Origin of the sequence: Micromonospora sp. LOL_025, from assembly GCF_048060285.1 — a bacterium.
Classification (GTDB): domain Bacteria; phylum Actinomycetota; class Actinomycetes; order Mycobacteriales; family Micromonosporaceae; genus Micromonospora.
Genome location: NZ_JBHMIR010000011.1, coordinates 18,999 through 43,230, shown reverse-complemented (window position 1 = coordinate 43,230; position 24,232 = coordinate 18,999). Strand labels below are relative to the sequence as shown.

The 24,232-nt window shown below is 74.1% G+C and carries 21 protein-coding genes; 9 read left to right on the top strand and 12 right to left on the bottom strand.

The window, feature by feature from the left end:
* Positions 1-7: 7 nt before the first annotated feature.
* Entirely contained in the window at positions 8-592 is a 585-nt protein-coding gene (locus tag ACFHW0_RS16305; protein WP_416608519.1) for an ArsR/SmtB family transcription factor, read from the bottom strand.
* A 235-nt stretch (positions 593-827) separates the two neighbouring features.
* On the opposite strand from ACFHW0_RS16305, the gene ACFHW0_RS16300 reads away from it, so the two are divergent.
* The 4 genes from ACFHW0_RS16300 (at position 828) to ACFHW0_RS16285 (ending at position 5,611) form a co-directional block, all read left to right on the top strand.
* Positions 828-3,023: a HelD family protein gene (locus ACFHW0_RS16300; RefSeq protein ID WP_416608517.1), complete on the top strand. Its 2,196-nt coding sequence runs from the start codon at positions 828-830 to the stop codon at positions 3,021-3,023.
* Positions 3,024-3,082: 59 nt separating this feature from the next.
* Complete coding sequence (locus tag ACFHW0_RS16295; protein WP_416608515.1) at positions 3,083-4,003, top strand: ABC transporter ATP-binding protein; 921 nt, start codon at positions 3,083-3,085, stop codon at positions 4,001-4,003.
* 13 nt (positions 4,004-4,016) lie between these two features.
* Complete coding sequence (locus ACFHW0_RS16290; protein WP_416608513.1) at positions 4,017-4,754, top strand: ABC transporter permease; 738 nt, start codon at positions 4,017-4,019, stop codon at positions 4,752-4,754.
* A gap of 95 nt (positions 4,755-4,849) precedes the next feature.
* Positions 4,850-5,611 carry a VOC family protein gene (locus tag ACFHW0_RS16285; protein WP_416608511.1) on the top strand — a complete coding sequence of 254 codons (762 nt, stop codon included), beginning with the start codon at positions 4,850-4,852 and terminating at the stop codon, positions 5,609-5,611.
* A 126-nt stretch (positions 5,612-5,737) separates the two neighbouring features.
* Here the strand turns inward: ACFHW0_RS16285 and ACFHW0_RS16280 are convergent, their stop codons facing one another.
* The 4 genes from ACFHW0_RS16280 to ACFHW0_RS16265 form a co-directional block, all read right to left on the bottom strand.
* Positions 5,738-6,538, bottom strand: coding sequence for an ABC transporter ATP-binding protein (locus ACFHW0_RS16280; RefSeq protein ID WP_416608753.1), 801 nt, complete (start codon positions 6,536-6,538; stop codon positions 5,738-5,740).
* A gap of 44 nt (positions 6,539-6,582) precedes the next feature.
* Positions 6,583-7,686: a FecCD family ABC transporter permease gene (locus ACFHW0_RS16275; protein WP_416608509.1), complete on the bottom strand. Its 1,104-nt coding sequence runs from the start codon at positions 7,684-7,686 to the stop codon at positions 6,583-6,585.
* Positions 7,687-7,699: 13 nt separating this feature from the next.
* On the bottom strand, positions 7,700-8,638 hold the full coding sequence (locus ACFHW0_RS16270) for an ABC transporter substrate-binding protein (RefSeq protein ID WP_416608507.1): 939 nt from the start codon (positions 8,636-8,638) through the stop codon (positions 7,700-7,702).
* Positions 8,639-8,997: 359 nt separating this feature from the next.
* The gene (locus tag ACFHW0_RS16265; protein ID WP_416608505.1) at positions 8,998-10,881 is read right to left on the bottom strand and encodes a M14 family zinc carboxypeptidase; all 1,884 of its coding nucleotides are present in this window, start codon (positions 10,879-10,881) and stop codon (positions 8,998-9,000) included.
* Between the two features lie 212 nt (positions 10,882-11,093).
* On the opposite strand from ACFHW0_RS16265, the gene ACFHW0_RS16260 reads away from it, so the two are divergent.
* Positions 11,094-12,452 (top strand): C39 family peptidase, encoded by a 1,359-nt coding sequence (locus ACFHW0_RS16260; RefSeq protein WP_416608503.1) that lies wholly within the window; start codon positions 11,094-11,096, stop codon positions 12,450-12,452.
* Between the two features lie 118 nt (positions 12,453-12,570).
* On the opposite strand, the gene ACFHW0_RS16255 is transcribed toward ACFHW0_RS16260, so the two are convergent.
* The 4 genes from ACFHW0_RS16255 to mqnE all read right to left on the bottom strand — a co-directional run bounded on the left by ACFHW0_RS16255 (position 12,571) and on the right by mqnE (position 15,465).
* Positions 12,571-13,335: an ArsR/SmtB family transcription factor gene (locus ACFHW0_RS16255; RefSeq protein WP_416608501.1), complete on the bottom strand. Its 765-nt coding sequence runs from the start codon at positions 13,333-13,335 to the stop codon at positions 12,571-12,573.
* Between the two features lie 199 nt (positions 13,336-13,534).
* Complete coding sequence (locus ACFHW0_RS16250) at positions 13,535-13,804, bottom strand: DUF4229 domain-containing protein (protein WP_416608499.1); 270 nt, start codon at positions 13,802-13,804, stop codon at positions 13,535-13,537.
* A 45-nt stretch (positions 13,805-13,849) separates the two neighbouring features.
* The gene (locus ACFHW0_RS16245) at positions 13,850-14,272 is read right to left on the bottom strand and encodes a hypothetical protein (protein ID WP_416608498.1); all 423 of its coding nucleotides are present in this window, start codon (positions 14,270-14,272) and stop codon (positions 13,850-13,852) included.
* Positions 14,273-14,295: 23 nt separating this feature from the next.
* A complete protein-coding gene (mqnE, locus tag ACFHW0_RS16240) occupies positions 14,296-15,465 on the bottom strand; it encodes an aminofutalosine synthase MqnE (protein WP_416608497.1) in 1,170 nt (389 codons plus the stop codon).
* 241 nt (positions 15,466-15,706) lie between these two features.
* Between mqnE and ACFHW0_RS16235 the strand changes: the two genes are divergently transcribed.
* From ACFHW0_RS16235 to ACFHW0_RS16220, 4 genes are all read left to right on the top strand, one after another.
* On the top strand, positions 15,707-17,305 hold the full coding sequence (locus tag ACFHW0_RS16235; RefSeq protein WP_416608496.1) for an NlpC/P60 family protein: 1,599 nt from the start codon (positions 15,707-15,709) through the stop codon (positions 17,303-17,305).
* A 1,043-nt stretch (positions 17,306-18,348) separates the two neighbouring features.
* Positions 18,349-18,819 (top strand): hypothetical protein, encoded by a 471-nt coding sequence (locus ACFHW0_RS16230; protein ID WP_416608494.1) that lies wholly within the window; start codon positions 18,349-18,351, stop codon positions 18,817-18,819.
* A gap of 196 nt (positions 18,820-19,015) precedes the next feature.
* Entirely contained in the window at positions 19,016-20,590 is a 1,575-nt protein-coding gene (locus ACFHW0_RS16225; protein WP_416608492.1) for a DEAD/DEAH box helicase, read from the top strand.
* Between the two features lie 109 nt (positions 20,591-20,699).
* Entirely contained in the window at positions 20,700-21,320 is a 621-nt protein-coding gene (locus ACFHW0_RS16220) for a putative glycolipid-binding domain-containing protein (RefSeq protein ID WP_416608751.1), read from the top strand.
* 121 nt (positions 21,321-21,441) lie between these two features.
* Here the strand turns inward: ACFHW0_RS16220 and ACFHW0_RS16215 are convergent, their stop codons facing one another.
* The 3 genes from ACFHW0_RS16215 to ACFHW0_RS16205 form a co-directional block, all read right to left on the bottom strand.
* Complete coding sequence (locus tag ACFHW0_RS16215) at positions 21,442-22,533, bottom strand: PLP-dependent cysteine synthase family protein (RefSeq protein WP_416608491.1); 1,092 nt, start codon at positions 22,531-22,533, stop codon at positions 21,442-21,444.
* 22 nt (positions 22,534-22,555) lie between these two features.
* On the bottom strand, positions 22,556-23,383 hold the full coding sequence (locus tag ACFHW0_RS16210; protein ID WP_416608489.1) for an SDR family NAD(P)-dependent oxidoreductase: 828 nt from the start codon (positions 23,381-23,383) through the stop codon (positions 22,556-22,558).
* A gap of 126 nt (positions 23,384-23,509) precedes the next feature.
* The gene (locus ACFHW0_RS16205) at positions 23,510-23,968 is read right to left on the bottom strand and encodes an Lrp/AsnC family transcriptional regulator (RefSeq protein WP_416608487.1); all 459 of its coding nucleotides are present in this window, start codon (positions 23,966-23,968) and stop codon (positions 23,510-23,512) included.
* Positions 23,969-24,232 lie beyond the last annotated feature (264 nt).

The window sequence follows — 24,232 nt, the reverse complement described above, 5'->3', positions numbered from 1 at the left end:
GCAACCCCTACGCCAGCGGCACCGCCCGGTACTGCACCGCCACGGTGCGCGCCCCGGCCGGCGGATCCGCCTGCCGGTTCCGCTGCCGGTACGGCTCGAACAGCGCGCTCACCGCCTCGTTCAGCCCGGCCAGCTCGTCGGCGGTGAGCAGCAGCAGCGTGTCGCTGAACAGCGCGACGTCGTACCACTCGGCGGGCTCGCCGTCGGCGCGACGCAGCCAGTCCCGGGTCCGCTCCATGTCCCGGGCCGCGTGCGCCTCCACCAGCGCCTGCTCGGCCGCGCGCGCCTCCGGGCCGGCGGACTGCCCCGCGTCGACCATCAGGCCCCGGCCGACCGTGCGCCACAGCCGCTCGCGCGCGTCCCCCCGGCTCGGCGCCTGCTCCACCAGGCCCGACTTCGCCAGCGCCCGGAGGTGGTAGCTCGTCGCGCTCGGCGACAGCCCGGCCACCTCCGCGCACTCGGTGGCGGTCGCGCCGCCCTCCACCACGCCCAGGTGTTCCATGATCGCGATTCGGGCCGGATGGGCCAGCGCCCGCATCACCTGCGGGTCGCTGATCGTGATCCGGCGCTGTTCGGGACGCGCCTCCGTCATGCGTCCCATGATTCCTGGTCGCCCGCCCGCCGTGGGTCGCCGGTCGACCGGCACCGGCGGACGGCGGGCGGCGGGTGGCGGATGGCGGCGCCACGGTCGAAATCCGGTGGAGCGTCACGCGCCCGGCGCGTAGGCTGTCAGGTCGCTTGACGGCCAGGGTGAGGTGACCACCGCATCGGACGTCCCGCGCCGGGGGCCGGCCCATCCGCCCGCCGGACACGCGAGCGACCGGCAGATGACCCCGACGGGATTCAGCGTGACCGACCTCGATCTCGACCTCGACGCCGACCTCGCCGCCGAACGCGAGCACCTCGCCACCTCCCGGGCCGCCCTGGCCCAGATGCGGGAACGCGCCCAGGCCCTCTTCTCCACCGGCGACCAGGTGGCCGGCGACGCGTACGCGGCCGAGACGCTCGGACGCACCCTGGCCCGCCGGGTCGCCGAACTCGCCGACGACCCCACCACACCGCTCTTCTTCGGGCGCCTCGACTTCGGCCCGGCGACCGGGGACCCGCCCGCCGGCGACCCGCCCGGGGACCCCGGCGACCAGCCGGACGGGTGGCACACCGACCACGCCGGGCGCCGCTACCACGTCGGCCGGCGGCACGTCACCGACGACCGGGGCGAACCGCTGGTGCTGGACTGGCGGGCCCCGGTCTCCCGGTCGTTCTACCGGGCGAGCGCGCGCGACCCGCAGGGCGTGTCCGTACGGCGGCGCTTCGGGTTCAGCAACGGGGCGCTGACCAGCTTCGAGGACGAGCGCCTCGACCGGGGCGAGGAGCTGGGCACGACCAGCCGGATCCTCACCGCCGAGATCGAACGGCCGCGCGTCGGGCCGATGCGCGACATCGTCGCCACCATCCAGCCCGAGCAGGACGAACTGGTCCGGGCCGACCTCGCCGACTCGATCTGCGTGCAGGGCGCCCCGGGCACCGGCAAGACCGCCGTCGGCCTGCACCGGGCCGCGTACCTGCTCTACCTGCACCGGGAACGGCTGCGCCGCTCCGGCGTGCTGATCGTGGGGCCGAACCGGGCCTTCCTGTCGTACATCGCGGCGGTGTTGCCGGCGCTCGGCGAGGTGGAGGTCGAGCAGGCCACCGTGGAGGACCTGGTCGGCCGGGTGCCGGTGCGGGCCGTCGAGGACCCGGCGGTGGCCGCGATCAAGCACGACGCCCGGATGGCCGAGGTGCTGCGCCGGGCGGTCGACGCGCACATCGGCGAGCCGACCGAGCCGATCATGGTGTCGGACGGCTCGTTCCGCTGGCGGATCGGGCTTGACCCGCTGCACCGGGTGGTCCAGGAGACCCGCCGGGAGCGCCTGCCGTACGCCACGGGGCGCGAGCGCGTCCGGGCCCGGGTGGTGGCGCTGCTGCAACGGCAGGCCGAGGCCCGGCGCGCCGAGTCCCCGAGCGACGCCTGGCTGCGCCGGATGGGCAAGGCCACGCCGGTCACCGCCTTCCTCGACGCGGTCTGGCCGGCGCTCACCCCGGAGGGGCTGGTGCACGCCCTGCTCGCCGACGGGCAGCGGCTCGCGGCGGCGGCGGACGGGCTGCTCGACGCCGAGGAGCAGGCGCGGCTGCGCGGGCTCGTCGTCGCGGACCCCGGTCCCGACCCGACGGCGGCGGCCGGCACCACGCGCGCCCCGGCGCGGCGGCCGGGCCCGGCCGGCACGAAGCTCGGCCGTACGCCGAAGGCCACGAAGTGGACGGCGGCCGACGCCGTGCTGATCGACGAGGCGGCCGGGCTGATCGAACGGCCGGGCGGCTTCGGACACGTCGTCGTCGACGAGGCCCAGGACCTCTCCCCGATGCAGTGCCGGGTGATCGCCCGGCGCAGCGAACACGGGTCGATCACCCTCCTCGGCGACCTGGCCCAGGGCACCGCCCCGTGGGCCGCCGCCGACTGGCGGGAGTCCCTGCGCCACCTCGGCAAGCCGGACGCCGTCGTGGTCCCGCTGACGGTCGGCTTCCGGGTGCCCGCCGCCGTGGTCGCGTTCGCCAACCGGCTGCTGCCGGCGCTCGCCGTCGACGTACCCCCGGCCGAGTCGCTGCGCCGCGACGGCGCGCTCGACGTGCGTACCGTCGATGATCTGGCCGCCGCGACGGTGGCCGAGGTGCGCGCGGCGCTGGCTTTCGACGGCTCGGTGGCGGTGATCGCCGCCGACGACGCGGTCGGCGGGCTGCGGGCGGCGCTGGACGCCGCCGGCGTCGACACCGCGACCGTCGACGAGCCGGCCGCCGCGACGCGCGTCACGGTGGTGCCCGCGACCCTGGTCAAGGGCCTGGAGTACGACCACGTCGTCGTCGTCGAGCCGGCGGCGATCGTGGCCGCCGAGCCACGCGGCCTGCACCGGCTCTACGTGGTGCTCACCCGGGCGGTCTCCCGCCTCGCCGTGCTGCACGCCCGGCCGCTGCCCGCGCCGCTCGGGTGACCGGGCGACTTGCGCCGGGGAGGTAGACAGGTGTCCGTGACAGCCGCGACGAGCCTCCCGTGATCCTCGCCCGCGCCGAGGCGGTCAGCCGCCGCTACGGCGACGTGCTCGCCCTCGACCGGGTCGACCTGGCGGTCTCCGCCGGCGAACTGGTCGGCCTGCTCGGCCCGAACGGAGCCGGCAAGAGCACCCTGCTGAACCTGCTCGTCGGGCTGCGCCGGCCCACCGCCGGCCGGGTCGAGCTGTTCGGCGGCGACCCGCGCGACCCGGCGAGCCGGCGGCAGATCGGGGTCACCCCGCAGGAGACGGGCCTGCCCGGCACGCTGCGGGTGGGCGAGGTGGTGGACTTCGTCGCCGCCCACCACCCCGACCCGGTCCCCCGGGGCGAGTTGCTCGACCGCTTCGGCCTGGGCGAGCTGGCCCGGCGGCAGACCGGCGGCCTCTCCGGCGGGCAGCGCCGCCGGCTCGCGGTGGCGCTCGCCTTCGTCGGCCGACCCCGGCTGGTGCTGCTCGACGAGCCGACCACCGGCCTGGACGTCGCGGCACGGCACACCCTGTGGGAAGCGATCCGGGCGTTCCACGACGACGGCGGCACCGTGCTGCTGAGCAGCCACTACCTGGAGGAGGTCGAGGCGCTGGCCCGGCGGGTGGTGGTCATCGGGCACGGCCGGGTGCTGGCCGACGACACGGTGGACGCGATCCGGGGGATCGTCGGCGTACGCCGGGTCAGCCTGGTCGTCGACGACCTGCCCGCGCTGCCCGGCGTGGTCCGCACCGAGCGGGTCGACGGCCGCACGCACCTGCTCACCACCGACGCCGACGAGCTGGTGCGGGCCCTGGTCGCCACCGGGGTCGCGTTCGCCGACCTGGAGGTCCGCCCCACCTCGCTGGAGGAGGCGTTCCTGGCCATCACGGCGGCACCGGGCTCGGAAGCCGACCGCCTGACGACCGCCGTGGCCGGCCCGCCGGCCGCCGCCTGAGGGGACGGATCTGATGCGCCTCGCCCTGGTCCACGCCCGCTACCAGCTCCTGGAGACGGTCCGCATCCCCGTCGCCGTCGTCGGCAGCGCCTTCTTCCCGGCCGTCGCGATGCTCTTCTTCGTGGTCCCGTTCGCCGGGAAGGACCCGGTCGGCGCCACCTACGCCACCGCAGCGATGGTCACCTTCTCGGTGATGAGCGCGAACATCTTCCAGTACGGCGTGGGGGTCGCCGAGGACCGCGACCAGCCGTGGAACCCGTACACGCGGACCCTGCCGGCCGGTCCGGCACCGCGCTTCGCCGGGCGGGTCCTGGCCGGGCTGGCACTCACCTACCTCTCCCTGGTCCCGGTGGTGACGATCGGGGCGGCGCTCACCGAGGCGCGGATCAGCGCGCCGGCGTTCCTGCTGGCCCTGGCGATCGTCACGGTGATCTCGGTGCCGTTCACGTTGCTGGGTCTCGCCATCGGCTACTCGATGCCGAGCAAGGCGGCGATCGTGGTGGCGCAGGTCGTCTTCTTCCCGCTCGCCTTCGGGGGCGGGCTGCTCTCCGCACCGGACCAGGCGCCCGGGTTCGTCGAGGCCGTCGCGCCGTTCCTGCCGACCCGGGGAGCGGTGGAGCTGATGTGGGCGGCGGTCGGCGACTACCCGGTCAACCCGCTGTCGATGGTCATGCTCGGGGTCTGGGTGGTGCTGCTGGCGCTGCTGGCCGGGTGGGCGTACCGGCGCGACGAGGGTCGACGGTTCAGCTGACGATTCCTCGGATCCGCCCCGGGGCGCGGCGGGTCGGTGCCACGATTCCGGCAGGGGCGTGCCGGCGTGGCCGTCCCCCGCCGAGAGGGGTCGACGTGAGCACCGTCCCGCCGGGCACACCCTGCTGGGCCGACCTCGCCACCCCGGGCCTCGTCGAGGCGCGACGGTTCTACCCCGAGCTGTTCGGTTGGACCGGTCGGATCGACCCGCAGCCCGAGGCGGGCGGCTACACGGTCTTCCTGCTCGGCGGGCGGGCGGTGGCGGGCGCGGGCCCGCCGGCCGTCCCCGACCAGGTGCCGGTCTGGTCGACGTACCTGGCGACCGACGACGCGGACCTGGTGGCTGGCCGGGTCGAGCGGGCCGGCGGGCAGGTCGTGGTGCCCCCGTTCGAGGTCTTCGACCAGGGGCGGATGGCGGTCTTCGCCGATCCCGCCGGGGCGACGTTCAGCGTCTGGCAGCCGATGTCGATGCCCGGGGGCGAGGTCTTCGACGTCCCGGGTGCGCTGACCTGGACCGAGCTGGTCACTCCCGACCCGGAGGGCGCGAAGGTCTTCTACGAGCTGGTCTTCGGCTGGCACCCGGACGACCAGCAGGCGGGCCCGGTCACGTACACCGGCTGGCGGCTCGGCACCCGGATCGTGGCCGGCATGGTGCCACCGCTCGGCGACGGGTTCCCCGCGGACACGCCCGCGTACTGGTCGGTGTACTTCGCCGTGGCCGACGCCGACGCGGCCGCCGCCCGCGCCGCCGAACTCGGCGGCACCATCCTGGTCCCGCCGCAGACCACCCCGGCGGGCCGCTACGCCGCCCTCCGCGACCCCCACGGCGCCCTCTTCAACATCCTGACCCGCCCCTGAACCCCTCCACCCCGTCGATCATGCAGTTCGGGTGGGCGTTTCGCACCCACTCGCCCCTTTCGCGGGGCACCACAACTGCATGATCGACGCAGGACGGGCGGGGCGGGGGGCGAGGGGGGCGGGGGGTCAGGGGTGGGGGCGGACGGGGACTACCAGGGGGCCGTGGTCGCCGTCGATGACGCGGACGGTGGCGCGGTACCAGGTGGCGAGGAGTTGCTCGGTGAGCACCTCTCGGGGGGTGCCGGCGGCCACCACCCGGCCGTCGGCCAGCAGCACCATGCGGTCGGCGTACTCGCCGGCGATGGAGAGGTCGTGCATGGTGGCGAGCACCGTCAGGCCGTGCTCGCGACGCAGCCGGTCGACCAGCTCCAGCACCTCCTGCTGGTGGCCGATGTCCAGGGCGCTGATGGGCTCGTCCAGCAGCAGCAGGGTCGCGCCCTGGGCCAGCGCGCGGGCCAGGAAGACCCGCTGCCGCTCGCCGCCGGAGAGGGTGGCCAGCTCCCGGCCGTGGAACCCGGCCAGGTCCAGCCCGTCGAGCACCTCGTGCGCGGCGGCCAGGTCGGCGGCGGACTCCCGGCCCAGCGGCGCGATGTAGGGGGTGCGGCCCAGCAGCACGTAGTCGAACACCGACATGCCGGCCGGCACGACCGGGGACTGGGCCACCGTGGCGACCACCCGGGCGCGGTCGCGGCGGCGCAGCGCCTCGCTCGGCGTACCGAAGAGGGAGACGGCGCCCGGCGCGGGCAGCAGGCCGCCGACGGCGCGCAGCAGGGTCGACTTCCCGGCGCCGTTCGGGCCGATCACGGTGACCCACTCGCCGGGGGCCACGGTCAGGTCGACGCCGGCCAGGATCGGCGTGCCGTCCAGGCGCACGTGCAGGTCGCGTACCTCGACGGCGGGCACGCTGGTCGCGTCGGGGGCCCGCACGGCCCCACCGTCCGCCGGCCGCGCGGCCGGCACGCGCCGCGCGCTCACCCGAGCACCCGGCGGGAGGTACGCAGCACCAGGACGAAGAACGGGCCGCCGAGCAGCGCGGTGACCACGCCGATCGGGATCTCCGACGGGGCGGCGGCGGTACGGGCCACCACGTCGGTCAGGGCCAGGAAGGCGCCGCCGAAGAGCAGCGACAGCGGCAGGATCACCCGGTAGCTCGACCCGGCGAGCAGCCGGACGGTGTGCGGCACGATGATCCCGACGAAGCCGATGAGGCCGGACGCGGAGACGGCGGCGGCGGTGCCGAGCGAGGCGGCGGCGATGAGCAGGTAGCGGGACCGCTGCGGGTGCAGCCCGAGGCTCGCGGCCTCGTCGTCGCCGACGGAGAGCACGTCGAGTTCCCGCCGGTGCAGCAACACCACCAGGGCGGTGACCAGGAAGTACGGGAGCACCAGCCGCACGTCGTGCCAGCCGGCGGTGGCGAGCCGCCCGAGCAGCCAGGAGTAGACCTGCTGGATGCTGTCGGAGTTGCGTTGCAGCAGGTAGGTCTGCCCGGCCGAGAGGAACGCGGAGACGGCCACGCCGGCGAGGATCAGCGTGGCCGTGGAGCGACCGCGCCCACCGGAGGCGCCCAGCAGGTAGGTCATCGCCACCGCGCCGATCGAGCCGACGAACGCGGCCAGCGGGATGGTGAGCGGCAGCCCGGTCAGCGCGCCGCCCGCCCCGGCGCCGAGGGTGATCACCGCCGTGACCGCGAGCCCGGCCCCGGCCGCCACCCCGAGCAGGTACGGGTCGGCCAGCGGGTTGCGGAACACGCCCTGGTAGCAGCCGCCGGCCAGGGCCAGCAGCCCGCCGACCAGCAGCCCGAGCACGACCCGGGGCAGCCGCAGCTCGGTGACGATGGCGATCTCCCGCTCGGTCAGCCCGCTGTCGAGGCGTACCCCGGGGATGAGGTTGAGCAGCTCGGCCGCGACGCTGCCCGGCGGCAGGCTGACCGGGCCGAGGGACACCCCGGCGACCAGCGCGACGAGCACCGCGGCGACGCCGGCGACGAGCCAGCGGGGCCGCAGCCCGGCGGGTCGGGACGCGGGGAGCGTCCCGGCCCGCCGGGCGGGCGGTGCCTGCACGGGCGGACCGGTCATCGACGGGTGCGGGTCACGCGGGGACCTTGGCGGTCGCGTCGACGATCACGCGGAGCAGCTCCACCACGCGGGGTCCCCAGCGGGAGGCGACGTCGTCGTCGAGGGCGACGATCTGGTTGTTCTTGACGGCGGTGACGCCGGCCCAGCCGCCGCGCGCCTTGACCGTCTCCGCGCTCTGCTTGCAGCACTTGGTGTCGGCGAGGAAGACGAAGTCCGGGTCGGCCTTGACGATGACCTCCTGCGAGAGCTGCGGGTAGCCGCCCTGCTTGCCGTCGGGGTCGGACGCGTCGGCGATGTTCTCCAGGCCCACCATCGTGTAGAGCGAGCCGATGAAGGTCTTGCTGGTGGCCGTGTAGAGCTCCGGGCCCAGCTCGTGGAAGTAGGTCAGCTTCTCGGCGCGCTTCGGCAGGTCGGCGACCAGCTTGGCGATGTCGTCCTTCATCCGCTTGGTCACGTCGGCGGCCTCGCCCGCGTGGCCGGTGAGGGTGCCCAGGTCCGTGATCTGCCGGTAGGTGTCCTCCAGCGTGGTCGCCGCCGGGTTCAGCAGGACGGGGATCTTCAGCGCGGTGAGCTGCTCGACGATCTTGTTGGTGTCGTTGGCGAGGACCACCAGGTCGGGGCTCTTGCCGGCGATCGCCTCGGCGTTCGGCTGGTAGCCGGAGAGGTCGCTCTTCGGCGCGTCGGCCGGGAAGTTCGACTGGTCGTCGACGGCGGTCACCTGCTTGCCGGCGCCGATGGCGAAGAGCATCTCGGTGGCCGTCGGGCTGAGCGAGACGATCTTCTCGGGCCGCTTCTCCAGGGTCACCGAGCCGACGGTGGCCGGGAAGGCGGCGCCGGCCGAGCTGGCGCCGGCGGCGGGGGTGTCGTCGGAGCTCTTCTCGGCGCAGGCGCCGAGGGCGAGCGCGGCCACCGCGAGGGTCGCGGCGAAGAGCCGGGGGGTACGTCTGAGCACGGGTCCTCCTGTCGGTCGAGGAGCGTGGTGCTTCGCCGACAGGGAGCGGTGGCGCCCGTCCGCGAGGCGCCCTTCCTCGAGAGCGCGAGTCGCGACCACGGACGCAGGCGACCTGGCTCGTCCCCGCCACGCCCCGGCGCGCGGCCGGGTGGCGGGACATCACAGTTGCGGGACAGCGCCGGGCTCGCACCGGCTTCGCTGCGCGTGGTCGGTAGAACGGTAGCGCACACCCCGGACGTGCCTCGACGATCCAGGGCGCATCGACGGTCGCTGATCGTCAGCGGCGGCGATATGCCCTGGATCGACGGGTGCGGTGGGTTGGTGGGGCCCCCCCGGGGGCGGAGCGGGGCCCCACCGGGTCAGGAACTGGTGATGGTGACGTTGTCCACAGCCGCCTCGACCAGGCTCGCGCCCGAGGCGTCCGCCGCCTCGACGAGGATCCGCACCGACTGACCGGCGTACGGGGTCAGGTTGGCGTTCGCCACCGCCCAGGCGCCGTTGCGGTTGGTGGCCGCCCCGGACTGGGTGAACAGGGCCGTGGTGCCGCCGTTGTGCACCACGCTCACCCGCAGGTAGTCGGCCGACGAGGCGTTCGAGCCGTGGGCCAGGTACCAGGCGAGGGAGAGGGTCAGCGTGCCGCTCGACGGCAGGGTCACCGCCGGCGACCGGGCGGTGGTCACGCCGCCGTCGACGTCGTGGTCACCGGCCGCCGTGCCGGCCAGCGGGCCGGTGACGAGGTCGTTGGCGCCGGCGTACGGGGCGAGCTGCTTCGCCCCGCTGGAGTTGGTCGCCTGGGCGGCACCCCGCTCCCACACCCCGAGGGTCGCGGTGTCGGTGCCGTTCGGGTTGACGGTCCAGCCGGTGGCCGTCTCGAAGGTGTCCGACCAGACCGTGGTGCCGCCACCACCGCCGCAGTACTGCGCCTGCTTGCCGATCGCCCGGTACGGGCAGTCGGCGTACTCGCTGAGCAGCAGGACCGCCTCCCGGTTCCGCGAGGTCTGGGCGGGGATGACCTCGTCGGGCGGGTAGAAGCCGCCACCGCCGGCCGAGCCGGGGTACATCTCGAACGTGTACGCCCAGATGCCGTGCTGGCCCCACATCCAGTCGATGCTGTCCCCGTCGGTGATGTAGAGGTCGCTGGACTGCTGCGGGGTGTAGCCGTTGGTGTTGGCCATCTGCTGGCCCAGGGTGGCGAAGGTGTTGTACTGGTCCGCCGTCATCCCGGGGGCCGTGTTGTTGTACGTGTAGCCGAACGGCCAGAGCACCAGCTCCGAGTAGGTGTGGAAGTCGATGTTCGCCTTGATCTGCTGTGTGCCGCCGACGACCCGGCTGTTGACGAAGTTCCGCAGCGCCTGGGTCTCCGGCGCGGAGAACGCCGACGGGCCCCGGTAGGTGTCCGACGAGGTCGAGCCGGACGAGCCGCCGCAGCAGCCCCACTGGTAGGACCAGTTGCGGTTCAGGTCGGTGCCGACGTACGACGACCCGCTGTTCGGCTGCCGGTTCTTGCGCCAGGAGCGGTAGGAGCCGGTGGCGATGTCGTACTCGCTGCCGTCCGGGTTGACCGTCGGCACGATCCAGATCTCCCGGCTGTTCACGATGCTGGTGACCCGGGAGTCCGTGCCGTAGCTGTCGGTGAAGAGGTTGAGCAGGTAGACCGCCATCTCGACGGTCAGGTGCTCGCGGGCGTGCTGCTGGGAGTTGAACAGGATCTCCGGCTCGTTCTCGTCGCTGGCGACGTTGTCGGAGATCTTCACCGCCATCAGGTCCCGGCCCTCGTACGAGGAGCCGATGCTGATCTTCCGGGCGATCGAGGGGTGGTCCGCGACCACCTTGTTCACCACGGCGGTCAGCTCGGCGTAGTCGTGGTAGTTGGAGTCGGCGGGCGGGAAGGCGGCCGTGCCGACGTCCCCCTCGGCGTGGCTGTGGCCGTGGTCGTCCGCCGACGGGGCGGGGACCGCCTCCAGCCGGAAGCCGAGCCGGGTGATGGCCGCCGCCTCGGCCGGGGTGGCCGAGACGTTCAGCACGCCGTGCTCGACGAAGTCGATGGCGGCGCCGGTGCCGGCGACGGCGGTGCGGTCGTCGACCGTACGCGGGCCGAGCACCCGGTAGGACGAGGCCGCGGAGTCGGCCCGGTCCGGGGCCGGCCGGGCTGTGGCCGGCGCGGCGGCGACCGTGAGCAGGGCGAATCCGGCTGCTACGGCGACCGCCAGGCGACGGCGGAGGGTGGTGTTGCGGAAGGCCATGGACAACCTCCTCGGGGGGCGGGAGGAGATCCCGCTCGGTGGAGGACACTTCACCACCGCTCACATGGTCATATCAACATCCATCGCTGCCCAGTTGCATGCCATCCTGATCCTCGCATCGGCAAGGATTTTCCAACTGTCGACCCCTGGCGAAAATTCCTTCCGGGCGGGACACTGACCCGCAACGATCCGTCCGTCCCTGCGGAGGACCCATGGCCAGAACACGCCTGCGTACGGCCGCCCTCGCGGCCGCCACCGCACTCACCCTTCTCGGCACCGCGGCACCCGCCGTCGCCGCCGCACCCGTCGCGGCCCCGTCGACCAACCGACCGGTGGTCCACGACGAACAGATCACCTTCCAGGACTGGTCCCGCTACCCCGACTGGCGTCGCGGCACCCACGCCGGCACCCGGGCCGTCCCCGGCCTCCGGCCGGGGGTGACGCTGGCCCGACCGCTCGGCACCACCGACTACACCGACCCGCACACCGGCGTGACCAGGAGCTGGGAGTACGCGACCTGGACCTCCCCGGTCACCCGGATCGGCTTCGACGCCACCGAGCTGATCGCCTCGTGGAACGCGAGCACCCCGGCCGGCACCTGGATCCAGGTGGAGATGCAGGGCACGTACAACACCGGCGTCCAGACCAAGTGGTACGTGATGGGTCGGTGGGCCTCCGGCGACGCCGACATCAAGCGCACCAGCGTCAACCGGCAGGGCGACCCCTGGTCGACCATCTGGACCGACACCTTCAGCATCGACGACGCCTCCGTCGGCGTGCTGCTGCGGGAGTACCAGCTGCGGCTCACCCTCTACCGGGCCCCGGGCCAGCGCGCCGCGCCGGTCGTGCACACGGTGGGCGCGATGAGCTCCAACGTGCCCGACCGGTTCACCGTCGAGCCGAGCGCCGGCGGCATCGCCTGGGGCCGGGAGCTCGCCGTGCCGCGCTACTCGCAGAACATCCACGCCGGCCACTACCCCGAGTACGACGGCGGCGGCCAGGCCTGGTGCTCCCCCACCTCCACCACGATGGTGATCGAGTACTGGGGCCGCAAGGCGTCCGAGGAGGACACCTCCTGGGTCGACCCGACCTACCCGGACCCGACGGTCAACCACGCCGCCCGGATGGTCTACGACTACCAGTACGACGGCGCCGGGAACTGGCCCTTCAACACCGCGTACGCGGCCAGCTTCCCCGGGCTGGAGGCGCGGGTCACCCGGCTGCACTCGCTGGACGAGGTGGAGCGCTTCATCGCCGCCGGGATCCCGGTCGTGACCAGCCAGTCCTTCCTCGCCAGCGAGCTGGACGGGGCGGGCTACGGCACCTCCGGCCACCTGTTCGTGGTGGTCGGCTTCACCGCCGACGGCGACGTCATCGTCAACGACCCGGCCTCGTCCAGCAACGAGGCGGTGCGCAACGTCTACCCGCGTGAGCAGTTCGAGCAGATCTGGCTGCGCACCAAGCGGACCAACGCCAGCGGCGGGGTGTCCGGCGGTTCCGGGGGCGTCGTCTACCTGATCAAGCCCACGCTGAAGCCGTGGCCGAAGGTCGCCGGCTCCACCAACTGGTGACCTGACACCGACCCGATCGTCCGAGGGGTTCGCGCCGCCCGGCTCAGCCCGGCGGCCGGGCCCCTCGGCCGGTTCCCGCCGCCGACCCTCTCGCTGACCGACGCCAGAACACGGGCGGTCAGCGCGACATCGGCTCGCCGGTCTCCACGAAGGTCTTCACATTGCTCAGCAGGAAGGGCCACCCCGTAACGACATGCGCGGCCGTGGCCGAGTCGACGGCCACCTCCTCGTGGGTCACGGTCACCGTGGACAAGCCGCCTTCGGTGGCGATGTCCCACGTGACCCGGGAGGGCGGGTCGGCGGCCACCGCGCCGCTCCAGCGGGCGGCGAAGGTCATCACCAGCCGCCGGGGCGGGTCGACCTGCTCGATGATCCCCTCGATCGCGATCCGACCGTCGGGGAAGCGGTAGGTGTAGGGAGCGCCAGTAGCCCAGGTGGAGGTCACGCCGGTGCCGTAGTACCAGACGGCCGACTCCTGCGGGTCGGTCAGGGCACGCCACACGCGCTCGGCGGGGGCGGCAATGACGATGCGGTGCACGTGGCGCGGGGCGTTGGGCACGGGTGCTCCTTGGGAGTCGAGGTGATCTCGTAACCGGCTCAGGGCCAGCCCCCACCCGACGCCATAGTCGTCGAGCCAGCGGCCGGCAAGTTCGACCAGCGGAACCGGATTGAGGTAGCAGTGCCGGTGCCGGCCGACCTTCACGGTGGTGATCAGTTGGCTGTGTTCCAGCACGGCCAGATGCTTCAGAACCGCGTGCCGGCCCAGACGCGGCAGCTGCGTCCCGAGTTCGCTGACGGTCTGGCCGTCACGTCGACGCAGTGAGTCGAGGATGGCCCGCCGGGACGCATCGGCGATCGCAGCGATGACGGCGTCCTCGGGCACCCGGGAATGTTAGGTGACTGCAAAGTCACCTGTCAAAGGCCTGAGGGCGATTGAGGTACGACCAGACGAGTCCACGCGATTCGGCGAATCGCGAGCTCACGGGAGCCGGAGGGGCCACGGCCCGGCGTCCAGACCTCCGCAAAGCTCCCCTTATCGGCAACGTGCTGGATTCGCCACCAGGCGTCGTTGACGTCAAGCTTCAGTTGGCGGACTTTTCCGGGTCCTCGTCCTCGCCGGCGAGGGCGGAGCGGAGGCGCTCCTTCTCGGCGCGACGGCGCTCGGCGGCGGTGGCCATCTCCTCGGCCATCTCGTCCCGCCAGCCCTTCAGCAGAAAGAACGACAGGGCGGCCGAGAAGGCCAGCGCCACCATCAGCTTGATGAAGATGTTCAGGTCGACCAGCCAGAGGGCCGCCAGCACGGCGACGAACAGCCCGATCCGGCCCAGCGTGTACTTGACCGCCGCGCTCACGTTTCCGCACTCCGTTCTCCGCCGCCGGGGCTCCCGACGGCAGGTTCAGCCCGTCCGGCGGGCCAGCCAGTGGACGCCGTGGAACCAGACCACCGCGTACCCGAGGGTGAAGGTCGCCGCCCCCAGCCCACCGGAGAGCAGCGGCGGGAGACCGGCGGCGAGGCCGGCCACCACGAGCCCGGCGACCACGCCCACCGCGGCGGCCGCCAGCGCCGACGCCACCCGGGCCGCGCCGAACTCCCAGGCGCGGAAGTCGTCCCAGAACAGCCAGGCCGGCAGGATGATCGCCAGCCAGCCGTTCGACCGCCCGAAGTCGCCGCTGCCGATCAGCGCGAACGCCCAGTCGAACAGCACCACCGCGAGCACGCCGATGACCAGGCCGGCCAGGCTCACCCCGAGCAGGTCGCCCAGGGTGAGGATGCGCCCCTCGGCGTCGCGCCGGGGGAACCCGCTCCGCTGCTCGGTCATGGTCTGGAAGGGTACGTGCCGGCTCAGGCCCAGACCTGCTGCGGCTCGGCGCGGCGCTCGGCCAGGGACGGCGGGGCGTCGTACTCGCGGACCACCTCGTAACGGGTGTTCCGCTCGACGGGACGGAAACCGGCGTCCCAGATCAGGTGCAGCAGGTCGTCCCGGTGCATCGTGTTCGGGGTGCCGTACGAGTCGGCGTCGTGGGTGATCTTGTATTCGACGACCGAGCCGTCCAGGTCGTCGACGCCGAAGTTGAGCGAGAGCTGGGCGACCGACAGCCCGTGCATGACCCAGAAGCACTTCACGTGCGGGACGTTGTCGAAGAGCAGCCGGGAGACCGCGAAGGTCTTCAGCGACTCGGCCGGCGACGCCATCGTCGTATGGGACTGGATCCGGTTACGGATCTTGCCGTCCGCCGAGTCGACGAAGTCGTGCTGGTAGCGCAGCGGGATGAAGACCGCGAAGCCGCCGGTCTCGTCCTGGAGCTCGCGCAGCCGCAGCACGTGGTCGACCCGGTGCCGGGGCTCCTCGATGTGGCCGTAGAGCATCGTCGCCGGGGTCTTCATGCCCTTGCTGTGCGCCAGGGCGTGGATCCGCGACCAGTCCTCCCAGTGGCAGGCGTGGTCGACGATGTGCTGGCGGACCTCCCAGTCGAAGATCTCCGCGCCGCCGCCGGTCAGCGACTCCAGGCCGGCGTCCATCAGCTCGTCGAGGATCTCGTCGGCGCTCAGGCCGCTGATCTTCTCGAACCACTGCACCTCGGTGGCGGTGAAGCACTTGAGCTTGACGTTCGGCAGCGCCGCCTTCAGCTCGCGCAGCACCTTCGGGTAGTAGCGCCAGGGCAGGGTCGGGTGCAGGCCGTTGACGATGTGCAGCTCGGTGAGCTGCTCGTCCTCCATCTCCTTGGCCTTGCGGACCGCCTCGTCGATGCGCATCGTGTAGGCGTCCTTCTCCCCCGGCTTGCGCTGGAACGAGCAGTACGCGCACGAGGCGGAGCAGACGTTGGTCAGGTTGAGGTGCCGGTTGACGTTGAACATCACCCGGTCGCCGTTGAGCTCGGTGCGCCGGTGGTGCGCCAGCCGGCCGAGCCACGCGAGGTCGTCGCTGTCGTAGAGGGCGATCCCGTCCTCGCGGGTCAGCCGCTCGCCGGCGTACACCTTCGCTTCGAGCTCACGCTTGAGTCCGGCGTCCATCGAAAGCCACGTCCCTTCCACCTGCGGTAGGAATCGAGCGTACGTCGGCCCGCCGACGCCGCCGCAGCACGGTCGGCCCCCGTGGGCCGGTTCACCGAACTCTCAGGCACCCGTTACCTGTCCACGCATCGACATCGTTGCCTGGGTGCGGTAAGACAGGGTGGGACGTTCGCCACACGCTGGTAGCGTCCCCACCGCCGCGCCCACCCGGCGCGGCGACGCAGGCCGGACGGGGAGCGGAATGGTCGACAGCAGGCACGGGCGACGGCAGCGACGGCGGAGCCCGGTGATCTCGCCGGTGCTGCGCCCGGCGCTCTGGTCCGCCCTGCTCGGCGCCGTCGCCGCCACGGTCCTCGCCAACCCGGTCCAGGCCGACCCGTCGCTGCCCACCAGCGTCCCCGACACCGGGTCCCGTCCGTCCTACACCGGCCAGCTCCAGCTCCCCGGCGGCACGCCGGTCCCCGGGCTGCCGGGCACGGTCCCGGGCCTGCCGGGCACTGTTCCCGGGCTGCCGGGCACGGTCCCCGGCGTGCCGGCCGGCAACGTCGGCAACGGCCCGCTCGCCGCCCAGATCTACGCCGCCGAGGCCCAGGTCGGGCAGCTCCGTGACCAACTGCTCCTGCTCCAGCAGAAGCGCACCGAGGCCGAGGCGCAGCGCGCCACCGCCGAGCGCGACCTCGCCCTCGCCCGGGACGCGGTCGCGCGCGCCCAGGAGGGTGCCGACGCCGCCGCCGCGGGCGCCTTCAAGGCCGCCGCCGCTCTCCCGCCGGGCGAGTTCGCCAACGACCTGCACGAACTGAGCCGGCTCTCCCGGATCATCCGGGGCGAGAAGGCCGAGGGCGGCACCACCGCCGCCGAGGGCGAGGTGTCCCGGGCCCGCACCGGCGAGCAGGCCGCCAACCAGGCGATGGTCTCGGCCGAGTCCCGCCTCACGGGCGCCAGGACGGAGTACGCCGCCGGCGAGAAGGCCCTGCGCGAGGCCGAGAAGAAGCTGGACAAGCTGAAGCGGGACAACGCCGCCCATCTCGTCGAGATCGAGCGCCAGCAGGAGGCCGCCGAACAGCGCCTCGGCGCCGGCTACCTCGGCAACGAGACCGCCAACGGCCTGGCCGCCCACCCGACGGCGCTGAAGGCCCTGGCGTACGCCAGGGCGCAGCTCGGCGACCCCTACCTGTGGGCGGCCGAAGGGCCGGACCGGTTCGACTGCTCCGGCCTCATCTACGCCGCCTACCGGTCGGCGGGCTACTACGGGCTGCCCCGGGTCTCCCGGGACCAGTACTACGCCACCCGGTCCCGCACCGTGTCCCGCACCGCGCTGCTCCCCGGTGACCTGCTCTTCTTCGCCTCTGGCACCAGTTGGACGACGATCCACCACATGGGCATGTACGTCGGCGGCGGCAAGATGATCCACGCGCCGACCACCGGCGACGTGGTGAAGATCTCCACCGTGCGCTGGTCGCGCCTCTACGCCGCCACCCGCGTCATCGGGGCGGTGCCCGCGCCGGTCAGCACCCCCTCGCCGACGCCGACGCCGAGCAAGCCGCCCGCGACGAAGCCGCCGGCCAGCCCGAAGCCGACCCCGTCGCCCACCTCGCCGTCGCCGAGCCCGTCGACCTCGCCGTCGACGTCACCGTCGACCTCGCCGTCGGCGACGCCCACCGGCACCCCCTCGCCCACGGCCACGCCCAGCACGTCGACCTCGCCGCCGCCGTCCCCGAGCAGGTCGGGCACCTCCTCGCCGAGCGCCTCGACCGGCAGTGTGGCACCGACCACGGCGCAGAGCAGCTCCGCTCCGGCGGGCAGCATGTCGGCTACCGCCTCGGCGAGCACCGGCAGCTGACCACGGTCCCCGGGCCGGCCGACGGATCGGCCCCGACACCGCCCCGGAACGCGCTCCGGCTGTGCCGCCGGGCCGGAATGTGGCACGGTGACAGACAGGCACGCCCGGTCCGATGTCGCGGATCCGGGCGCGAGCGTGCGCGGAGGGCGAGCATGGCCGAACAAGAGGTTCCGGCGGAGCCGGTCGACCACGGATCCACGCCCGACCGGAGCCGTGCCGAGGCACCGCATCCCCTGACGTCCGTCGGCGCACCGACGCCGGCCGCAGCCGACGGCGGAGCGGGGCCGTCCGCGGCGTCGCCCGAGCCGCCCGCCGACGACGTACGCCGACAGCCCGCCGCGCCGGCCCGGGGCCGGGTGTCCGTGGCCACCGCCGCCGCGCCCGGTGCGGGCGACGCGGCACCGCCGACCGGTCCGAGCGCCGGCACCACCTACCGGGCCGCCGGAACCGGCGCTCCGGCCGCCGCCCCGGTCCCCGGGCAGCGGGCCACGGCGGGGGCGCGGGCCAGCGCCGCCGTACCGGGAATGCGGCGGATGTCGGCCGACGAGGCCGGGGCCGTCCGGTCCCGGACGGGCGAGGCCCGGATCTACCGGGCGGCGCCGGTCAACCCGGAGCCCCCGGAGCCCGCCCAGCCGCCGGAGCCGGCGCAGCCGCCGACCCCACCCGTCCCGGAGCCCGAGCCGGCGCCCACGCCGCCGGTGCCGGGTCCGAACCCGCCGTCGCCGGCCCCTCCGGTCCCGACTCCGACGCCGCCGGTCCCCGGTCCCTACCCGCCCGGCCCGATGCCCCCGGGGCCGGGGCCCAGGCCGCCGGCGCCGGTACCGCCCCTGCCGGGTCCGCCCACGCCGCCGCCCGGGCCGCCGGTGCCCGCCCCGCCGCCCCCGCCCGGCCCGACGCCGGCGCCACCGTTCCCGCCGCCGCCCCTCACGGCCGCCGCGAGCGCCGGAGCGATACCGGGCCCCGTCGCGAGCGCACCGCCGTTCTCCGCACCCCCGGCATCCGCGCCGCCGTTCTCTCCGCCGCCGGCTTCCGGGCCGCCGGCCGTGCCCGCTCCCGCGCTGCCGGGCTGGCCGCCGCCCACCAACCCGGGTGACCGCCGGCCCGGCGGCGCCGAGCCGGCCACCGCGCCCCGGGAGGCGCGTCGGCTGAGCGGTCGCGTCGACGGCGGCCCGTCCACGCGCGTCGGGCAGGCCGAGGGCGCCTCCGCGGGCCGCTACGACGGCGGGCCCGACCTGGGCACCATCTACGGTGCGGGTACCGGAGCCGGCACCGAGGGCCCGGGGTTCAGCACCGTCGCGTTCCCGAACAACCCGGTGGAGAACTCCGGCTCGCTGACCGGGCACATCCTGGCCCAGGGCTGGACGGAGACCCCCACCGAGCAGCGGTCCAGCACGACCAAGGTGGTGGTCGTGCTGGCCGCCTCGCTGGGCCTGCTCGTGGCGATCAGCGTGCTGGTCGTGCTGCTCGCCAACGACACGGTGGGCGGGCTGGTGGGCGGCGTCCTGAGCAAGTGAGCCGCGTACGACGACGATGGTGAGCCCGCCCACTACCCGTCCGTGGTCGGGTGGCGGGTTCGTCCTGTCGCCGTACACTGGTGAGGATCACTGACCCGGCGCGTCCTGCGCGCCCATGGGCGATCTTGCGGGCGATTCGGCGGCGTTCAGCTGCGGCAGGCCATCGCGAAGATGCGCCCCGCTCGAAAGGCATTTCTTGACGACCTTTGCTGAACCCAGCACGTTCCTGCCCGCCCTCGACACCGCCGACGCGCAGACCGCCGTCGAGCGGGACGGCACCGCCCAGGACCCGGGCGCCCCGGTGACGCCCGAGGCCACCGACTTCGCCGCGCTGGGGCTGCCCCAGCCGCTGGTCCAGGCGCTCGCCCGACAGGGCATCACCACCCCGTTCGAGATCCAGCGCGCCACCATGCCGGACGCGCTCGCCGGCCGGGACGTCCTCGGCCGGGGCCAGACCGGCTCCGGCAAGACCCTGGCCTTCGGCCTGCCCCTGCTGGCCCTGGTGGCCGACCGCAACCGGGCCCGGCCGCTGCGCCCCCGGGCCCTGGTCCTGGTGCCGACCCGGGAACTCGCGATGCAGGTCAACGACGCGCTGATGCCGCTCGGCAAGGCCGTCGGCGTGTTCCTGAAGACCGCCGTCGGCGGCGTGCCGTACGACCGGCAGATCGACGCCCTGCGGCGCGGGGTGGAGATCATCGTGGCCACCCCGGGCCGGCTGGGCGACCTGATCGCCCGGGGCGTCTGCCACCTGGACGACGTCGAGGTCACCGTCCTCGACGAGGCCGACCAGATGGCCGACATGGGCTTCCTGCCCGAGGTCACCGAGCTGTTGTCGAAGACGCCGGCCGGCACCCAGCGGCTGCTCTTCTCGGCGACCCTGGACGGCGACGTCGACGCGCTGGTCAAGCGGTTCATGACCGACCCGGTGACGCACTCCACCGCCCCGTCCACCGCCTCGGTGTCCACCATGGACCACCACATGCTGCTGATCCCGCCGCACGACAAGTTCCCGGTCGCCGCCTCCATCGCGGCCCGGGAGGGGCGGACGATGGTCTTCGCCCGCACCCAGCTCGGCGTCGACCGGTTGGTCGAGCAGTTGGCCGCCGTCGGCGTACGGGCGGGCGGGCTGCACGGCGGCAAGACCCAGCGGATGCGTACCCGCACGCTGGCCGAGTTCCGTGAGGGCCGGGTGAACGTCCTGGTCGCCACGGACGTGGCGGCCCGGGGCATCCACGTCGACGGTGTCTCGCTGGTGCTGCACGTCGACCCGCCGAAGGACCCGAAGGACTACCTGCACCGCGCGGGGCGTACCGCCCGGGCCGGCGAGTCCGGCGCGGTGGCCACGCTGGTGCTGCCGAAGCAGCGGCGGACCACGCTCGCCATGCTGGAGAAGGCCGGCGTGGCACCGGCCGAGACCCGCGTGCGGGCCGGCGATCCGGCGCTCGCCGAGCTGACCGGCGCCCGCGAGCCGAGCGGCGTCCCGGTGCGCGTCGAGCACGAGGAGCCGCGCCGGCACGGCGACCGGCCGGGCGGCCCGCGCCGCTACGGCGACCGCGACACCCGGGGCACGCGGCGCTACGGCGACCGGCCCCAGGGCGAACGCCGCTACGGCGACCGCCCCACCGACAGCCGCAGCTACGGCGACCGCCCCCAGGGCGAGCGGCGCTTCGGCGACCGGGGCGGCTTCCGGCCCGAGGGTCGGGGGCGCGACGAGCGTCCGCGCGACGACCGGCGGGGCTTCGGCGGGCGTCCGCCCGCGCGTACCCACTGATCACCAGCGGCAGCCACGAACGCCGTCGCGGGGCCCAGGCTCCGCGGCGGCGTTCGCGCATCCGCTGCCGGTGCCGGCCGGGTCGCGTAACGTCCGGCTCATGCCGACCATGCCGAAGTCGCTCTTCTGGACCCGGACGGACACCGCCGGCGCGGAGCACGCGCTGTTCGACGACGGCCGTGGGCTGACGGCGCGGGGCACGCTGGCGGCCGTCGACCCGATCCCCTACACCTGCCGCTACCATCTCGCCACCGACCCGGAGTGGGCCAGCCTCCGCGTCGAGGTGGAGGCGGAGGGCACCGGGTGGATGCGGAGCGTACGCCTGGAGCGGGTGACCGGCGGCTGGCGGGTGACCACCGCCGAGCAGGGTGACCTGGACGCGGCGCTGCGGGCGGCCGGTCACCCGCCGGTCGGGCTGCCCGGCACCGACGACCCGGGCCGGCTGGCCGGCGCGGTGGACGTCGACCTCGGCGGAGCGGCGCTGTTCAACGCGCTACCGGTGCGCCGGCTCGGGCTGACCCGGGCCGCGGCCGACATCCCGCACCGGATCGACGTCGCCTGGGTGCTGGTGCCCAGCCTGCTGGTGGTGCCCGCCGAGCAGGTCTACACCCCGCTCGGCCCCGGTCGGGTCCGCTTCACCAGCGACACCTTCACCGCCGACATCGACCTCGACGGCGACGGCTACGTGCTGCGCTACCCCGGACTGGCCGAGCGCGTCGACCCGCGCTGACCGGGCTGCGGACGCCTCCCCCGGCGAACCTCCGGGCCGGCCAGGGCACCCCGGGCCGGCCACGCGGCTCAGCCACCCTCGCGGCCCGGGCCGGCCACGCGGCTCAGGCCACCCGGACAGCTCAGGCCGGCCAGGCGCCGGTGGTGAGGAAGCGCTCGACGGTCGCCAGGTGCGGGGTCGGGTCGAGTCCCTGGGCGGCCAGCCAGTCGTCGGAGTAGTAGGTGTCGGCGTAGCGGTCGCCGGCGTCGCAGATCAGGGTGACCACCGAGCCGGTGCGGCCCTCGGCGAGCAGTTCCGCGATCAGCCCGAAGGCGCCCCACAGGTTGGTGCCGGTCGAGCCGCCCACCCGGCGGCCGAGCACCGCCGAGCCGGCGCGCATGGCGGCCAGCGAGGCGGCGTCGGGCACCTGGACCATCCGGTCCACCACCGACGGCACGAACGACGCCTCGACGGTCGGTCGGCCGATGCCCTCGATGCGGGAGCCCCGCCCGGTGCGCACCGACCAGTCGGCGGCCTGCCAGGCGGGGTAGAACGCGGAGTTCTCCGGGTCGACCACGCACAACTTGGTGGGCAGTCGCTGGTAGCGGGCGTACCGGCCGATGGTGGCGCTGGTGCCGCCCGTGCCGGCGCCCACCACGACCCACGCCGGCACCGGGTGCCGTTCCAGGGCGAGCTGCGCGTAGATCGACTCGGCGATGTTGTTGTTGCCCCGCCAGTCGGTGGCCCGCTCGGCGTAGGTGAACTGGTCCATGAAGTGCCCGCCGGAGTCCTCCGCCAGCCAGCGGGCCTCCACGACCACCTTGGCCGGGTCGTCGACGAGGTGGCAGCGGCCGCCCTGGAACTCGATCTGGGCGATCTTCTCCGGCGAGGTGGAGGCGGGCATCACCGCGATGAACGGCAGCCCCAGCATCCGCGCGAAGTACGCCTCGGAGACCGCCGTCGAGCCGGAGGACGCCTCCACGATCGTGGTCTCCGGGCCGATCCAGCCGTTGCACAGCCCGTAGAGGAAGAGCGAGCGGGCCAGCCGGTGCTTCAACGAGCCGGTCGGGTGCACCGACTCGTCCTTGAGGTAGAGGTCGATCCCCCATGACCGGGGCAGTGGGAACGGCAGCAGGTGGGTGTCGGCGGAGCGGTTGGCGTCCGCCTCGACGGCGGCGATCGCCTCGGTCACCCAGCGCCGGCTGGCCTCGTCGCACCGGTCGATGTGAGTCACTCTCGAAACCTAGCAAGCCGGCTCACCGCCAATTGGCTCCGGTCCGGCGACGCTGGCGGCGCTGACCGGCCCTGCCGGCCGCGAGGATCAGCGGGGCGAGCCGCACGGCGGCGCCGGGCAGCGCGTCGAGGAGCCGGACCTGCGCGCCGCGCCAGCGGGGGACGCTGACCACCGGGCGGGGCCGCCGGGCCAGCCGCGCGGCCCGCCGGGCCACCCGCTCGGGGGTGAGCAGCGTCCCGGTGAAGGAGGCCGCGGCGCCCGGGTCGTCGAGCCGGTCGTGCAGCATCGGCGTCCAGATCCCGTCCGGGCACAGGCACGACACGTGTACGCCCCGGTGCCCGGCCAGCCGCAGGTCGGCGAGGGTGCCGATGCTGAACGCGACGAGGGCGTGCTTGCTGGCCGCGTAGACGGTCTCGCCCGGCGCGGCCACCAGGCCGGCCAGCGACACGACGTTGACCACGTGCCCGTGCCCCTGTTCCCGCATGACGGCCAGCGCGGCGAGGGTGCCGTTCATCGCGCCGAGGGCGTTGACCTCCATCACCCGGCGGCGGGTCGGCGCGTCGTGCTCCCACGAGGGGCCGGTGACGAGGATCCCGGCGTTGTTCACCCAGAGGCCGAGCCCGCCCCGGCCCGCGGCCTCGGCGGCGACGACGGCGCAGGCGTCCTCGTCGCGTACGTCCAGCCGGCGCGACCAGCCGCTCAGCGGGCCGGCGGCACGGGCCACCGCCTGGTCGTCGTGGTCGGTGAGGAGCACCGGCCAGCCGTCGGCGTGCAGCGCGGCGGCGATGGCGCGGCCGAGGCCGCCGGCCGCGCCGGTGACCACCGCCGTCCCGAGGGCTGGCTTCGTCATCGGCGCACGCTATCGCCGCCCGGCGACGGTGCGCCAGGGCCGGCCGGACGCGGGCCGCCCGTCGGCCGAGAGCCGAAGGTGGCGGGACGCGGCTGTCGGGGCGGTCGAGGCCCCGAGGGCGGCGGGTCAGGTGGCGGGCGGCACCGGGGCCTGTGGCCGGTTCTCCCACTTCGTGGAGAGGGCGATGCCGGTCCGGGTGGAGGCGACCCCCGGGGTCCGGTTCAGCCGCACGATGAGCCGCTCCAGCTCGGCGATGGTGCCCACGCGGGCCTTGAGCATGAACGACTCGACGCCGGCCATGAAGTAGCAGGATTCGATCTCGGGCATCTGCCGGAACGCCTCCAGCACGTCGTCGGTGTCGCCGCCGGAGTCCTCGACGATCCCGATGAGCGCGGTGACGGCGAAGCCGATCGCCTCGGGGTCCACCTCCGCCCGGTATGCCCGGATCACGCCGCTGGACTCCAGCTTGCCGACCCGCTCGTGCACGGCGGGCGCGGAGAGGCCGACCTGCCGGGCCAGCTCGGCGTAGGACAGGCGGGCGTTGCCGCGGAGCAGCTCCACGAGGCTCAGGTCGATGGCGTCCACGGACTGTGACCCTAGCGGTCCGGGCGTAACGTCGGGCATCCGGCGCGCGTTGGACATGACAGGGTGTAGTCGTTTGCAAACTCGCAGTCAAGGGAGCCGCACGCAGGTAATATTTCCTAACTTCCCACTCAGTGCGTTTTTCGCGTTTGGCGGACAGGCCAGGTCGCTGGTGCTGTAATTGCCATACGTCCCTCATGACGGCTCTGGGCTCGCACCGGCCGGGGGCAGTGTGTTCAGCCGGGGGCTTCGTCGACGCGAGGAGGG